The organism is Pseudonocardia sp. GCM10023141, assembly GCF_042653605.1.
Genome location: NZ_JBHSIR010000035.1, coordinates 191,838 through 205,581, shown reverse-complemented (window position 1 = coordinate 205,581; position 13,744 = coordinate 191,838). Strand labels below are relative to the sequence as shown.

15 protein-coding genes are annotated in these 13,744 nt (G+C 73.2%); 9 read left to right on the top strand and 6 right to left on the bottom strand.

Features of this window, described 5'->3' with window-relative positions; genetic code table 11:
• The first annotated feature begins 51 nt into the window (after positions 1-51).
• Positions 52-798 carry an IspD/TarI family cytidylyltransferase gene (locus ACFPFQ_RS21265; protein WP_379621440.1) on the top strand — a complete coding sequence of 249 codons (747 nt, stop codon included), beginning with the start codon at positions 52-54 and terminating at the stop codon, positions 796-798.
• Here ACFPFQ_RS21265 and ACFPFQ_RS21260 read toward each other — a convergent pair.
• The 5 genes from ACFPFQ_RS21260 to ACFPFQ_RS21240 form a co-directional block, all read right to left on the bottom strand.
• Positions 771-1,541, bottom strand: coding sequence for an SAM-dependent methyltransferase (locus ACFPFQ_RS21260; protein ID WP_379621438.1), 771 nt, complete (start codon positions 1,539-1,541; stop codon positions 771-773). The genes ACFPFQ_RS21265 and ACFPFQ_RS21260 overlap by 28 nt on opposite strands.
• 76 nt (positions 1,542-1,617) lie before the next feature.
• Complete coding sequence (locus ACFPFQ_RS21255) at positions 1,618-3,096, bottom strand: GntP family permease (RefSeq protein ID WP_379621436.1); 1,479 nt, start codon at positions 3,094-3,096, stop codon at positions 1,618-1,620.
• A complete protein-coding gene (locus tag ACFPFQ_RS21250) occupies positions 3,096-3,734 on the bottom strand; it encodes a bifunctional 4-hydroxy-2-oxoglutarate aldolase/2-dehydro-3-deoxy-phosphogluconate aldolase (RefSeq protein WP_379621434.1) in 639 nt (212 codons plus the stop codon). The genes ACFPFQ_RS21255 and ACFPFQ_RS21250 overlap by 1 nt, the downstream gene beginning before the upstream one ends.
• On the bottom strand, positions 3,731-5,332 hold the full coding sequence (locus ACFPFQ_RS21245) for an N-acyl-D-amino-acid deacylase family protein (RefSeq protein WP_379621432.1): 1,602 nt from the start codon (positions 5,330-5,332) through the stop codon (positions 3,731-3,733). The genes ACFPFQ_RS21250 and ACFPFQ_RS21245 overlap by 4 nt, the downstream gene beginning before the upstream one ends.
• The gene (locus ACFPFQ_RS21240; protein WP_379621430.1) at positions 5,332-6,609 is read right to left on the bottom strand and encodes an alanine racemase; all 1,278 of its coding nucleotides are present in this window, start codon (positions 6,607-6,609) and stop codon (positions 5,332-5,334) included. Before ACFPFQ_RS21240 ends, ACFPFQ_RS21245 begins: the two co-directional genes overlap by 1 nt.
• A gap of 159 nt (positions 6,610-6,768) precedes the next feature.
• Here ACFPFQ_RS21240 and ACFPFQ_RS21235 point away from each other — a divergent pair, with 159 nt between their 5' ends.
• The 8 genes from ACFPFQ_RS21235 (at position 6,769) to hypF (ending at position 13,325) form a co-directional block, all read left to right on the top strand.
• Positions 6,769-7,770, top strand: a complete 1,002-nt coding sequence (locus ACFPFQ_RS21235) for a sugar kinase (protein WP_379621428.1) — start codon at positions 6,769-6,771, stop codon at positions 7,768-7,770.
• A complete protein-coding gene (locus ACFPFQ_RS21230; RefSeq protein WP_379621426.1) occupies positions 7,767-8,540 on the top strand; it encodes an IclR family transcriptional regulator in 774 nt (257 codons plus the stop codon). The genes ACFPFQ_RS21235 and ACFPFQ_RS21230 overlap by 4 nt, the downstream gene beginning before the upstream one ends.
• Positions 8,537-8,956, top strand: a complete 420-nt coding sequence (locus tag ACFPFQ_RS21225; protein ID WP_379621424.1) for a RidA family protein — start codon at positions 8,537-8,539, stop codon at positions 8,954-8,956. Before ACFPFQ_RS21230 ends, ACFPFQ_RS21225 begins: the two co-directional genes overlap by 4 nt.
• Before the next feature lie 268 nt (positions 8,957-9,224).
• A complete protein-coding gene (locus ACFPFQ_RS21220; RefSeq protein WP_379621422.1) occupies positions 9,225-9,617 on the top strand; it encodes a helix-turn-helix transcriptional regulator in 393 nt (130 codons plus the stop codon).
• Positions 9,618-9,620: 3 nt separating this feature from the next.
• The gene (locus ACFPFQ_RS21215; protein WP_379621421.1) at positions 9,621-10,184 is read left to right on the top strand and encodes a phosphoheptose isomerase; all 564 of its coding nucleotides are present in this window, start codon (positions 9,621-9,623) and stop codon (positions 10,182-10,184) included.
• Positions 10,181-10,405, top strand: coding sequence for a HypC/HybG/HupF family hydrogenase formation chaperone (locus ACFPFQ_RS21210; RefSeq protein WP_379621419.1), 225 nt, complete (start codon positions 10,181-10,183; stop codon positions 10,403-10,405). Before ACFPFQ_RS21215 ends, ACFPFQ_RS21210 begins: the two co-directional genes overlap by 4 nt.
• Positions 10,402-11,070: a D-sedoheptulose-7-phosphate isomerase gene (locus tag ACFPFQ_RS21205; protein ID WP_379621417.1), complete on the top strand. Its 669-nt coding sequence runs from the start codon at positions 10,402-10,404 to the stop codon at positions 11,068-11,070. The genes ACFPFQ_RS21210 and ACFPFQ_RS21205 overlap by 4 nt, the downstream gene beginning before the upstream one ends.
• Positions 11,067-13,325 carry a carbamoyltransferase HypF gene (gene hypF, locus ACFPFQ_RS21200; RefSeq protein ID WP_379621416.1) on the top strand — a complete coding sequence of 753 codons (2,259 nt, stop codon included), beginning with the start codon at positions 11,067-11,069 and terminating at the stop codon, positions 13,323-13,325. Before ACFPFQ_RS21205 ends, hypF begins: the two co-directional genes overlap by 4 nt.
• Before the next feature lie 69 nt (positions 13,326-13,394).
• Here hypF and ACFPFQ_RS21195 read toward each other — a convergent pair whose 3' ends face one another.
• On the bottom strand, positions 13,395-13,649 hold the full coding sequence (locus ACFPFQ_RS21195) for a hypothetical protein (RefSeq protein ID WP_379621414.1): 255 nt from the start codon (positions 13,647-13,649) through the stop codon (positions 13,395-13,397).
• Between the last annotated feature and the right edge of the window lie 95 nt (positions 13,650-13,744).

Here is a 13,744-nt window from a genome sequence, read left to right as displayed (position 1 = left end):
GTGCTGTAAGGCGATTTGACTCGCCGCGTCCGGTGCGGCTGCACTGGTGGTGTGGACCCCCGTGATCGTCTCCCGGAAGCCGCCGCCGTCGTGCTCGCGGGCGGGAGCGGCACGCGGGTCGGTGCCGACCGCAACAAGGTCTACCTCCCGCTGGCCGGACGTTCGGTCATCGCGTGGTCACTCGCTGCACTGGCTGCGACGCCGGGGGTCGGCCCGCTCGTCCTCGTCGTCCGGGAGGCCGACCGCGCCGCGGCGGCCGCGGTGCTGGCGGGCGATGAGACGCTCGGGCGGGTCGAGACGGTGATCGGCGGCGCGACCCGTCAGGAGTCGGAGCTCGCCGGGTTGCGGGTGCTCGCCGACCGCATCCACGGCGGCGCGGTCGATGCCGTGCTGATCCACGACGGCGCCCGACCGCTCGCCGGCACCGCGCTCGCCGCGGAGGTGCTGCGGGTGGCGCGCGAGAGCGGCGGCGCGGTGCCCGGCCTGCGCCGCGACGACCTCGCGGTGGCCGCGCCGGACGGCCGCACCCTGACCGGGCCCGCCGCCGGGCTGGTGGCGGTGCAGACGCCGCAGGGCTTCCGGGCGGCCCCGCTGCTGGCGGCCTACGAGGCTGCAGCGCGGGCCGGCTTCGCGGGCACCGACACGGCGTCGTGCGTTGCCGAGTTCGCGCCGGAGCTGCCCGTCCGCTGGATCCCGGGTGAGGAGCGCAACTTCAAGATCACCCATCGGCACGATCTGGAGCTGGCGGATCAGGTGCTCGGGCGGGTGCGTCAGGGCTTGCGGCCCGCCGCGCAGTAGGAGTCGATCGGCTCGTCGGTGCCGGTGCTGCCGGGGTCCGGGCGCCACTGCAGCGTGGTGACCAGCCCGGGTTCCACCAGCTCCAGCCCGTCGAAGCACTGGCGGAACTCGTCGAGGCTGCGCAGCGTGTAGTTGTTGAGCTTGGCGCTGTCGCGCGCGGTGTCGCTGGTGTCGGTGCCGTCCTGCAACACCAGGTAGCTGCCCGCGGGCACGGCGGCCATGAGCCGGGTGATCACGGCGCGCATGCGGTCGAAGTCGGGGGTGGCGTGCCCGAGAATCCCGAGCAGCATGACGGCGATGGGACGTTCGAAGTTCAGCACGTTGCGGGCGTCGGAGATGATCTCGTACGGCTTGCGGACGTCGGCGTGGACGTAGGTGGTGACGCCCTCGTCGGAGGTGTTCACCAGCAGCGTGCGCGCGTGGGCGAGCACGAGCGGGTCGTTGTCGACGTAGACGACGCGGGCCGCCGGGTTGACGGACTGGGCCACCTCGTGGGTGTTCTGCATCGTGGGCAGGCCGGTGCCGATGTCGAGGAACTGGTCGATGCCGGCCTCGGCGGCCAGGAAGGTGACGGCGCGGATCAGGAACTGCCGCGACGCCCGCGCGACCAGCATGATCTCCGGGTACCGCGCCGCGATCGCGTCGCCGACGGCGCGGTCGGGCGGGTAGTTGTCCTTGCCTCCCAGCCAGTAGTTCCACACCCGTGCCGAGTGCGGGACGTCGATCCTGATCTCGTCGGCCACGCGGAGATGTTAGTGCCATCACAGAGAGTTGGGGGCGGCCTTCCCCCGAGCGGGATCGGGGTCGGCCGCCCGGCGGCTACACGACCAGCCAGATGAGCCCGGCCATCGCGAACCCGACCACCGACAGGATGGTCTCCAGCACGGTCCAGGTCTTGAGGGTGTCCTTGACCGACATGTTGAAGTACTTCGCGACGATCCAGAACCCGCCGTCGTTCACGTGGCTGGCCACGATCGAGCCCGCCGACACGGCGATGACGATCAGCGCGATCTGGGCCTGTGAGTAGCCGCCCGCGGAGACGATGGGCTCGATGATGCCCGCGGTGGTGACGATCGCGACCGTGGCCGATCCCTGGGCCAGCCGCAGCGCGCAGCTGATCAGGTAGGCCGACAGGATGATCGGGAGCCCGCCCGCGGTCATGGAGCCGGCGAGCGCGTCACCGACCTTGGTGGCCTTGAGCACCGCGCCGAAGAACGCGCCGGCGCCGACGACGAGCAGGATCATGCCGATCGGGCGCAGCGACTCGCCGGTGATCCGGCCCAGCTCGGTGACGGTGATGCCGCGCCGGGTGCCGAGCACGTACATCGCGATCAGCACCGCGATGGTGAGTGCGATGGCCGGGGTGCCGAGGAACGTCAGCACCGGCTGGGCCCCGGACTCCTTCGGCAGGGCGACCGACCCGACCGTGGCGCCGAGGATGAGCACCAGCGGCACCAGGATGATCGTGCTGATCAGCCCCACCGACGGCGGCGTGACCCGGGTCCGCGTGGCGGTGCCCCCACCGGTGGGGGCATCGGTGTCGGGCTCGGCCGGGTCATCCTCCTCGATCGCCTTGTCGACGGTGCCGTCGCGCTCCGCCTGCTCGTCGGCCGCCACCACGTCGGCGGGGAGGGCGACGAAGACGCGGTTGCCGATGTAGGAGCCCCACCAGACGCCGCTGACGAGGAACGCGGGGATCCCGCACGCGAGGCCCATGATGATCAGCCAGCCGAGGTCGACGTGCAGCAGTCCGGCGGCGGCGACGGGTCCGGGGTGCGGCGGCAGGAACGCGTGCGTCATCGACAGCCCGGCGAGCATCGGCAGTGCGTAGAGCACCAGCGAGCGGCCGCCGCGCTTCGCCGCGACGTAGACGAGCGGCGCGAGCACGAAGATGCCGATGTCGAAGAACACCGGGATGCCGAAGATCAGGCCGGTGAGGCCCATCGCCAGCGGCGCGCCCTTCGGCCCGAACAGCCGCAGCAGCCTGCTCGCGAGCACGTCGGCGCCACCGGAGCGTTCCATGATCGCGCCGAGCACGGTGCCCAGCCCGATGATGGGTGCGATGTGGCCGAGGATGCCGCCGAACCCGGTCTCCAGCAGCGATTTGCTGGAGCTGATCGGGGTGCCGACGAGGTCGGCGATCGGGACACCCGCCACGAGCGCGACGGCCACGCTGACGACGATCAGCGCGATGAACGGTTCCAGCTTGACCGTGATGATCAGTACCAGCAGCACCGCGACGCTGACGATGGCGAGCGTCAGCAACCCTGGCGTGGTGTGTTGTAACCAGTCGATCATCAGGGCTCCCGGTGGGGGGTGAGTGCGGCCGCGAAGGCGCGGGCGCGGTCGGTGATCTCGGACAGTGCGCCCGCCTCGACGGCGGCGGGTGGAACGACACTCGTTCCGGCGCAGACGGCCAGCGCCCCGGCGGCGAGGAAGTCGGCGGCGTTCGCGGCCGACACGCCGCCCGAGGGCAGCAGCCGCACTCCGGGATAGGGCCCCTGCAGGTCGCCGAGGTACTTCGGGCCCAGCCGCCCGGCCGGGAAGATCTTGACGGCCGCTGCGCCCATGTCCAGCGCCATCGCGACCTCGGTGGGCGTGAACGCGCCGAGGAAGATCGGCACGCCTGCCGCGACGGCCACCGCGGCGACCTCGGGCCGCAGCCCCGGCGTGACGAGGAACCGGGCGCCCGCGTCGATCGCGGCCCGAGCCTGCTCCCCGGTGAGCACGGTGCCGACACCCAGCAGCACATCGGCCCTGCCGTCGGCGGCGGCCGCCGCAACGTGCTTCAGCACGTCGGGCGTGGTGAACGTCAGCTCGACGGTGCGGATGCCGCCGTCGGCGAGCGCGTGGCACAGCGCGACGGCGTCGGGGATGTGGGCGGCTCGCACCACCGTCAGCGCGCGGTCGGCGGTGAGGACGTCGAGGGGGTTCACGAGACGGCACCCCCGGTCCGGCGGCGCAGCGCGCGCCCCGCCATCGCTTCGGTGCGCTGTCCGTCGTCCATGGCGAGCTCTCCGTTCACGAACACGTAGGGGATGCCGGCCGCCTGCTGCTTCGGCTCGGCGAAGGTGGCGCTGTCGGCGACCGTGGTGGGATCGAACAGCACCAGGTCGGCGGCGTACCCGGTGCGGACGTACCCCCGGTCGCGCAGGCGCAACCGCGTGGCCGCGCGCCCGGTGAGGTGCCCGACGCATTCCTCCAGGGAGAACAGGCCCAGCTCGCGGGTGTAGTGGCCGAGGTAGCGCGGGAACGTGCCCCAGGCCCGGGGATGCGGCTTGGCGCCGACGAGCAGGCCGTCGCTGCCCCCGGTGTGGCCGGGGTGGCGCATGATCTCCTGCACGTTGCCCTCGTGGCCGACGTGCTGCAGCATCCCGGTGCCGAGCTCGTCGCGCACGAGGATGTCGACGAACGTGTCGAACGGGCCCTGCCCGCGGGCCGCCGCGATCTGCGCCACGGTGCGCCCGACGAGCTCGTCCAGCTCGGGGTGGGCGACCCCGCTGATCTCGAGGGTGTCCCACTCCGCGGTGACGCCGTGGCAGCCGTCGGATCCGGTGATCTCCAGGTGCTCGCGGATGCGGGCGAGCGCCGCCGGGTCGTGCAGCCTGCGCAGCGTCTCCTCGGTGCCGCCCGCCGAGGACCAGCTCGGCAGCACCGCCGAGAGCGTGGTGGCGCCGGGCAGGTAGGGGTAGGTGTCGAGGGAGATGTCGGCGCCGCCCGCGATCGCGGCGTCGAGCAGGGCCAGCAGCTCGCCGGCGCGGCCCTTGTTGGGCCCGAAGTTCATGGTGGCGTGCGAGAGGTGCAGTGGGCAGCCGGCACGCGTGGTGAGGTCGACCATCTCGGCGTAGGCCTCCAGCGCCCCCTTTCCGTAGGAGCGGTGGTGCGGCGCGAAGAACCCGCCCAGCTCGCCGACCGTGCGGCACAGGCCCAGCAGCTCCCCGGACTCCGCGTACATGCCGGGCGTGTAGGTGAGGCCCGCGGACAGCCCGACGGCGCCCTGCTCCATGGCGGTGCGCACGATCTCCTGCATGGCGACGATGTCGGCTGCGGTGGCCGGCACGTCGTCCCAGCCGAGCACGAGCGCGCGCACGACGCCGTGGGGAACGAGGTAGGCGGCGTTGCCGGCGATGCCTTCGTCGAGCCGGTCCAGGTACTCGCCGACGCTGCGCCAGGTGAACGGCTCGGGCCCGGGATCGGTGTTCCAGCCGGTGAGCTTGCGGCGCAGCATTCCCAGCGCCGCGTCGTCGACGGGGGCGTAGGACAGGCCGTCCTGGCCGAGCACCTCGGTGGTGCAGCCCTGGCTGATCTTCGCCAGGTGGTCGGGGTTGATCAGGATCTGCAGGTCGGAGTGGGCGTGCATGTCGATGAAGCCGGGCGACAGGACGAGCCCGTCGGCGTCGATGACGCGGTCGGCCGGTTGCGTGATCGAGGGCCCGATCGCGGCGATGCGCCCCTCGGTGACGAGCACGTCGGCGGTGTAGCGGGGGCCCTCGGCGCCGTCGATGACGGACGCGTGCCGCACCAGTGTGGACATCAGAAGTACGTCCGGACGAGCTCGATGACGACGGGGTCGGGCTCGGTGTCGCCGTCGACGACCGGGATGACGCGCCACTTGTCGATGGCGGTGCAGGGGTGCGACAGGCGCAGCCGCACGACCTCGCCGAGTGCGGGCTCGGCGCCCGGTGCGGTGCGCAGGAAGGCGTGCTGGTCGGCCACCGAGGTGATCTCCCCGACCACCGGCCGGGTGGGCGAGCCCAGCTGCGCTGCCACCAGGTCGGGCATCGGGTTGCCCTGGTCGACGGGGACGTCGCGGCGCCCCGCGTCGAGCAGTGCGAGGCCGGGCTCCGGTTGCGACACCACCCGCGCCCAGACGTGCATGGCCGACCGGAGCGGCCGGTGGTCGGCATCGCGGGAGAAGGGGGAGACGCCGCGGTAGTAGCCGTCGTCGTGGATCACGTAGGCGCCCGAGCGCAGCAACACCCGCACGCCGGGCCCGGCCAGCGGTGCCAGCGCGGCGGCGACGTCGTCGAAGTAGGCGCTGCCTCCGGCGGTGACGATGACCTCGCCCGGATAAGCGCCCGCGTCGAGCAGGCTGCGGTGCAGCGCCGCGAACCCGTCGAGGAACTTGCGCACGACGGCCAGCTCGGCCGGGGCGGCGTCGTGGGCGAGCGAGCCCTCGTAGGCGGCGACCCCGCCGAGCGTGAGGTGCGGGCTGCGTGCCACCGCGTCGACGACGGCGCGTGCGGCGTCGGGACCGCGGGCCCCGGTGCGCCCGCCGGGGGCGCCGAGCTCGACCAGCACGGTGAGCGCGCGCTGGGGCGTGAGGGTGGCGAGTGCGGCGTCCATGGCCGCGACGGTGTGGGGCGCGTCGACCCAGCTGATGACCTGCAGCTCCGGATCGGCGTCGAGCGCGCGGCTGACGGTGGCCAGTGCGTGCGGATCGACCAGCGCGTTGGCGAGCTGGATGCGTCGGATGCCGGCCGCGAGCGCCACCCGCAGCTGGGACGGCGTGGCGACGGTGATGCCCCACGCGCCGGCCCGCAGCTGACGCTCCCACAGCGCGGGCGCCATGGTCGTCTTGCCGTGCGGCGCGATCTCGACGCCATGCGCGGTGCACCAGGCGGCCATGCGTTCGATGTTGGCGTCGAGCACCGCCGAGTCGAGCACGAGCAGCGGCGTGCCGAAGGTCGACAGGCGTGGCCCGGTGGCGAGGAAGTCGGCGACCGTGCTGCCGCCCGCAGCCGCCGGGAGCGACTTCTCCAGCGTGCCCAGGCGCTGCGGCCCGAGGTCGGTGGTTGTCGTGCTGCCCATGCCGCGTGTCTCCTCGTTCGGCTCGGAAGTTCCACTTGACCTGCGGGGTTGCACATGGTGCAACGCTCGTTGCGTATTTCGCTGTGCAGGTTGTAGCATCGCCGCCACCAGGGCGTCAACGGCTGGCGCGCTGCGGTGGCAGAGGAGTGCACGCAGAAGATGGAGTGGCCGAATCCCTATGTCGCCTGCCTCGGTGAGGCGCTCGTGCTGCTTCCGGCCGTGCCGGCGGAGTCCGATACCGCCCCCACGGATCTCACCGGTGCACTCCCGGCAGGTGCTGAGCTCAACGTCGCGGCCGGCCTCTCGGCCGCCGGGCTGCGCACGGCGTGGCTGGGCCGGGTCGGCAACGACCCCTACGGGGCGTTCCTCCTGTCCGAGATGCGGGCCCGCGGCATCGACGTCGGCGGCGTCGAGATCGACGAGCACCGGCCCACCGGGAGCTACGCCAAGGAGCCCGGGATCGGGCCCGACGGCGAGCCGAAGACACGCATGCACTACCGCAGGGCCGGTTCGGCGGCGTCGGCGATGGGCCCGGAGTTCCTGGAGGTGCCCGAGGTCCTCGAACGCATACGGGCGGCGCGCTACGTGCACTTCAGCGGCATCACCGCGGCGCTCTCACCCAGCTGCGCCGAGCTCATGCGCCAGCTGGTGATGGGGGAGCGCGTCTCCAGCCTGTGCTTCGACGTGAACTGGCGCGAGCAGATGTGGCCCGACGGCGATCCGGCGCCCGTCATCGAGCTGGCCGGGGTGTCCGACATCGTGCTGGTCGGCGCCGACGAGGCGGAGCGGGTGTTCGGGGTCGGCGACGTCGAGGCGCTGCGCAGGTTCCTGCCGGGCCCCGAGCTCATCGTGGTCAAGGACGGCGCCACGATGGCGCTCGCGATCGATCGGAAGGGCCAGATCACGCGCCAGCCGGCACTGAAGGTGGACGTCGTGGAGCCGGTCGGGGCAGGCGATGCCTTCGCGGCCGGTTTCCTCGCCGGCCTGGTGCGCGAGGAGCCGGTGCAGCGCTGCCTGCGCCGCGGCCACCTGTCCGCGGCCGCGGTGCTCACCGTCGAGGGCGACTCCGCTCCGGCGCTCGACGACATGCTGCTCGAGCTGCGTGCGGGGGAGTGGTTCCGGGTGCGCGTGGGCAGCGGCGGAAAGGTGACCATGACGTGAGCCAGAGCTTGGTCAAGGCCATGCAGATCCTCACCGAGCTGGGGGAGCGGCCCGCCTCGCTCGACGAGCTGGCCGCCGCGCTGGGCGTGCACAAGACCACCGTGCTGCGCCTGCTGCGCACGCTGGCCGAGGAGCACTTCGTGTTCCGCGACGGCAGCCACCGCTACCACCTCGGCGCCCGCATCCACGAGCTGTCCTCCCGCGGACTCGACCAGCGCGAGGTGCGCCGGATCGCCGCCCCGCACCTGGCCGCGTTCAACCGCGCCCACGGGCGCACCACGCACCTGTCGGAGCTCGTCGGCACCGAGATCGTGTACATCGACAAGCTGGAGTCCCACGACAACATCCGGATGGCGTCGCGCATCGGGCTGCGTGCCCCGGTGCACTGCACCGCGGCGGGCAAGGTGCTGGTGGCCGGCCTGCCCGAGGCGGATCTGGACGCGCTCGTCGCCCGGCTGACCTTTCCCCGCCGCACCGCCAACACCATCACCGACGAGATGTCCTTCCGCGCCGAGCTGGCCCGCGTGCGCGAGCTCGGCTGGGGTCACGACCGCGAGGAGAACGAGCTGTCCATCAACTGCATCGCCGCACCGATCCGGGATGTCACCGGGCGCGCGGTGGCCGCGGTGTCGGTGTCGGTGCCCGACATCGTCATGACCGACGAGCAGCTGCTCACGCTGCTGCCCATCCTCGCCGGCACCGCCGAGGCGATCTCCCGCGACAGCGGCTGGCAACCCGGAACCGAGATCTCGAGAGGACGTCCCGCATGACCGGCATGACCGACAAGATCGGCAAGACCGTCGTCACGACCACAGGTGCCCCCGCCCCCGCCCACACGTTCAGCCAGGGTGTGCGCAAGGGCGGGTTGCTGCAGGTGTCGGGACAGGGCGCGATGGACCCCGCCACCAACACCTACATCGGTGCAGGCGACGTCCGGGCGCAGACGCGACGCACCCTGGAGAACGTGCGCGCGATCCTCGAGGCGGGCGGCGCGAGCGTCGAGGACGTGCTGATGTTCCGCGTCTACCTCACCACCCGCGCCGACTTCGCCGCGATGAACGAGGTGTACGGCGAGTTCGTGGCCGAGCACGTCCCGAGCGGGGAGCTGCCGTGCCGCACCACCGTGTTCGTGGAGCTGCCCCACGAGGTGATGCTGGTGGAGATCGACGCGCTGGCGAAGGTGTAGCCGGCGTCGGCCCCCCGCGGCGGTGGCTGCGCGGAACCGACCGCGCCAACCTTTTGGCCACGGCGCCGATGTCCTGACGTTGGCGCGGTGGCGAACTGGTTGGCGCGGTCGATCCGGCCCGCGCCTCGATCGCAGCACGGTGCTCGGCGCGACCGGGTGATCGCAGCCGGTCACATCGTGAGGTATACCTTCCTTGTATTGCACGTCACATGCTGAGACGATCGGACCGGGCCAGGCGTCCACCACCGCCGCCCGGGGGGTTCACCCGATGGCCGAACTGGAACCGCGCAACTTCCTGCAACCCTGCCTGCTGCTGCTCCTGCACGAGCACCCCGACCACGGCTACGAGCTGGCGTCGCGGCTGCGCCCGATGCACGAGGGCGATGGTGACGCGGGTGGCGTCTACCGGGCGTTGCGCGGGCTGGAGCGCCACGAGCTGGTGCGGTCGGAGTGGGAGACCTCGGGTGTCGGCCCGGCGCGACGCACCTACTACCTGACCCCCGCGGGGCTGGCCTACCTGCACGACCAGGCGCAGAGCCTGGAGCGGATCCACGAGATGCTCCACGTCTTCAGCGAGCGCTACGCCAGCACCTGCGGCGAGCGGCCCTCGCACGTCCACACGCCCAGCACGCCGTCCCCTCGCACCTCCACCACGAGGTGAGGGATGAACGCGCCGCTGACGGCCGAGCACGTGGCAGCCGCGTTCGGCAGGCGAACGGGGCCCGTGGCCGCGCTCGCCGTTGACGCCGACGCGCTCGCCGCGGCCTGCCACGCGATGGCCGAGCGGTTCGGTCGGGGCGGGCGCCTGCTCGCACTCGGCTCCGGGCCTGCCGCCGCCGACGCCGCCCACGTCGTCGTCGAGTTCGTGCACCCGGTGATCGTGGGCAAGCGCGCGCTGCCGGCGCTGGCCCTGCCCGACGGCGGGTCGGCCGCCACCGTCGCGCTGTTCGGCAACCCCGACGACATCGCGCTCGCCTTCTCCCCGGACGGCGCGTCGCCCGTGCTCGCCGACGCCATGGCCGCGGCGGCGCGGGGCGGGCTGCTCACGGTGGCGCTGCTGGGTGGCGACGGCGGTGCGGTCGCGGCGGGCCCGCCGCTCGACCACGTCATCACCATCCCGTCGGATGACCGCCGGGTCGTCCGCGAGGCCCACGTCACCGCCTACCACGTGCTGTGGGAGCTCGTGCACGTCTTCCTGGAGGCCCAGGGGAAAGGGGGCAGGCCATGACCGGGGAGTGCCACGGTCCCGTCTGCATCACCTGCTCCGACGCGGCCGTCGAGGTCACGATCACACAGCTGCTCGGCGACGACCTCGCGATGGTCGACACCGGCGAGGGGCGGCCGGAGGAGGAGGTCAGCATCGCGCTCGTCGACGCCGGGGTGGGCGATCGGGTGCTGGTGCACGCCGGTGAGGCCATCGGCATGGCCGCCCGGGACGGCACGACATGACCACGGAGTTCCTGTACCCGTTCCAGCACGCGCAGACCGGGGACGTCGGCGCGCTGCTGGCGGATGTGGCCCGCTCGACACGGGCCAAGGTCGCGGAGATCGAGGCGTTGCGGGCCGAGGTGCTGTCCACCGAGGGGGCCGCGCTGGCCGCCTGCGCCACCGCGATGGCCGCCCGGTTCACCGCCGGGGGCCGGCTGCACGTGTTCGGCAACGGCGGCTCGGCCACCGACGCGCTCGCCGTCGCCTCGCTCCACGTCGACCCGGGTCCGGGATGGCGCCCGCTGCCCGCACTCGCACTGCCCGCCGACATCGCCACGCTCACCGCACTGGCCAACGACGTCGGGTTCGAGGTGGTCTTCGCCCGCCCGCTGGTGGCGGCGGGCCGTCCCGCCGACATCGCGTACGGGCTGTCCACCAGCGGTGGCTCGGCCAACGTGCTGCGCGGGCTGGCCGCCGCCCGTGAGCTGGGCATGCTCACCGTCGGGCTGGCGGGCGCGGGTGGCGGCGCCATGGCGGAGGCCGCCGTGCCCGATGCCACCGGACGCCGCGGGATCGAGCACCTGTTCGTGATGCCCTCGTCGTCGGTGCACCGCATCCAGGAGGCGCAGACCACCGTCTACCAGGTGCTCTGGGAGCTCGTGCAGGTCGCGCTCGGCCCGCCATGACCACGTCGACGACCACCGGCGGCGTGGCGCGGCGGTCGATCCGGGTCACCGGGATCGTGCAGGGTGTCGGGTTCCGGCCGTTCGTGCACGGGCTGGCCGCGGAACTGGGGCTCGCCGGGTTCGTCGGCAACGACGAGAGCGGCGTGTTCATCGAGGTGGAGGGCCCACCGGGGGCGTTGGACGCGCTGGTGGCGGCCCTGCACGACCGGCCGCCCCCGCTCGCGATGATCACCGGCGTGGCCGCGACTGCCGTCCCCGTGCGGGGTGACACGGTGTTCACGATCGCGCCGAGCGCGGCAACGGGCCGGGCCGCGACGCTGATCTCGCCCGACACCGCCACCTGCTCCGACTGCCTGCGCGAGCTGCGCGATGCCGCCGACCGCCGCTACCGCCACCCGTTCGTCAACTGCACGCACTGCGGTCCTCGCTTCACGATCGTCACCGGGGTGCCCTACGACCGTGGTGTCACGACCATGGCCGGCTTCCCGATGTGCACCGACTGCGAGCGGGAGTACCACGACCCCTCCGACCGGCGGTTCCACGCCCAGCCGGTGTGCTGCCCCGCCTGCGGTCCCACGCTGGTGTTCAGCGGCGGCGGTGGCGACCCGATCGCGGCCGCGGCAGCGGCGCTGCGGGCCGGTGCCGTGCTCGCGATCAAGGGCCTGGGCGGCTACCACCTCGCGGCGCTCGCGTCCGACGCCGCCGCCGTGGCGACGCTGCGGGCGCGCAAGCACCGCGAGGACAAGCCGTTCGCGATCATGGCGGCCGACGTCGACGCGGTCCGCGAGCGCTGCGCGTGCGACGCGGCCGAGGAGGCCGAGCTGACCTCCCGGCGGGCGCCGATCGTGCTGCTGCGCCGGCTGCCGGACGCGCCCGTCGCGCCGGCCGTCGCGCCGGGCAACGCGCACCTGGGCATGCTGCTGCCCTACACCCCGATCCACCACCTGCTGCTCGACGAGCTGGGCGAGCCGATCGTCCTGACCAGCGGCAACATCTCCGATGAGCCCATCGCCCATCGCGACGACGACGCCGCGGCCCGGCTGCACGGCATCGCCGACGCCTTCCTCAGCCACGACCGCGCCATCCGCACCCGCGCCGACGACTCGGTGCTGCGGGTGGTGCGCGGCGCGCCCTACCCGGTGCGGCGCTCGCGCGGGTTCGCCCCGGAACCGATCCGGCTCGACGTCACGACCGACCGTCCGATGCTCGGCTGCGGAGCCGAGCTCAAGAACACGTTCTGCCTGCTGCGGGGCAGCGAGGCGTTCGTGTCGCACCACATCGGCGACCTGGAGAACGCCGAGACGCTGCACGCCTACACCGACGGCATCGCGCACCTGCGCACGCTGCTCGACGTCGAGCCCGCGGTGCTGGCCCACGACCTGCACCCGGAGTACCTCTCCACGAAGTGGGCGCTCGCGCAGGAGGACGTGGAGCTCGTGGGGGTCCAGCACCACCACGCGCACCTGGCGTCCTGCCTGGCCGAGCACGGCGAGGCGGGGCCGGTGGTCGGCATCGCCTGCGACGGGCTGGGCTACGGCACCGACGGCGTCCTGTGGGGCGGCGAGGTGCTGGTGGTCTCGCTCACCGGGTTCACGCGGGCCGCGCACCTGGAACCGGTGGCACTGCCCGGCGGTGCCACGGCGATCCGCCAGCCGTGGCGCACCGCGGCGTCGTGGCTGCGCACCGCGGGGGTGGCGCTGCCCGGGATGGCCGAGCGGATCGGCGGGCAGTGGGCGGGTGTGCAGCGCCTGCTGGACTCGGACCTGCCGATGCCGATGACCACCAGCGCCGGTCGCCTGTTCGACGCCGTCGCCGCCCTGCTCGGGGTGCGCGACCGCGTCACCTACGAGGGCCAGGCCGCCATCCAGCTCGAGCAGAGCGTGGACCGCGACGTGCGCGACGGCTACCCGGTGGGGCAGGACGGTGCCGTGATCCGGGCGTCGGACCTGGTGCGGGCCGTCGTCGCCGAGCTGGGGGCCGGCGTGGCCGTCCCGGTGATCGCCGCCCGGTTCCACCACGGGCTGGCGGCCGCGCTCGTGGCGGCGGCGCTGCGCACCGCCCGGGCCGAGGGCCTCACCACCGCGGCGCTCTCGGGCGGGGTGTTCCAGAACCTGGTGCTGCTCGACGCGGTGCGCACCGGGCTGGAGGCGGCGGGACTGCGGGTGCTCGTGCACTCCCGGCTGCCGTGCAACGACGGTGGCATCAGCCTCGGCCAGGTGGCCGTGGCCGCATCGAGGGCAGCAGCCCGGCCGTGACAACACCACACGACAGCACCACAGCGGCCCGCCCGATCTCCCCCCGGGTGGGCCGCTGCGGTGTTGTCGCTAGGAGAGGTAGCTCTCCGGCCCCGGATCGGTGACGCGCGTGCCGCCACCGAAGCTCAGGTAGCTCTCGGTGCCCGGGGTGGTGACCCGGGTACCGCCGCCGCTGCCGCCGGGGTGGACGACCAGCGCCGGTCCACCGTCGGGATCGGTGACCCGCGTCCCGCCGGGCTCCGCCGCGGACGCGGACAGTGCGGCGCCCACCAGGCCGGCACCCACCAGAACCGTGCCCAGCGCGACCTGAACCACTCGCTTCATGCCTGTTCCTCCCCGAGACGGCCGGGATGGCCACCCCAAGGACACCACAGGGGCGCCGAGCACCCCGCGTCATTCCGCGGATCTTGCGAATGTCC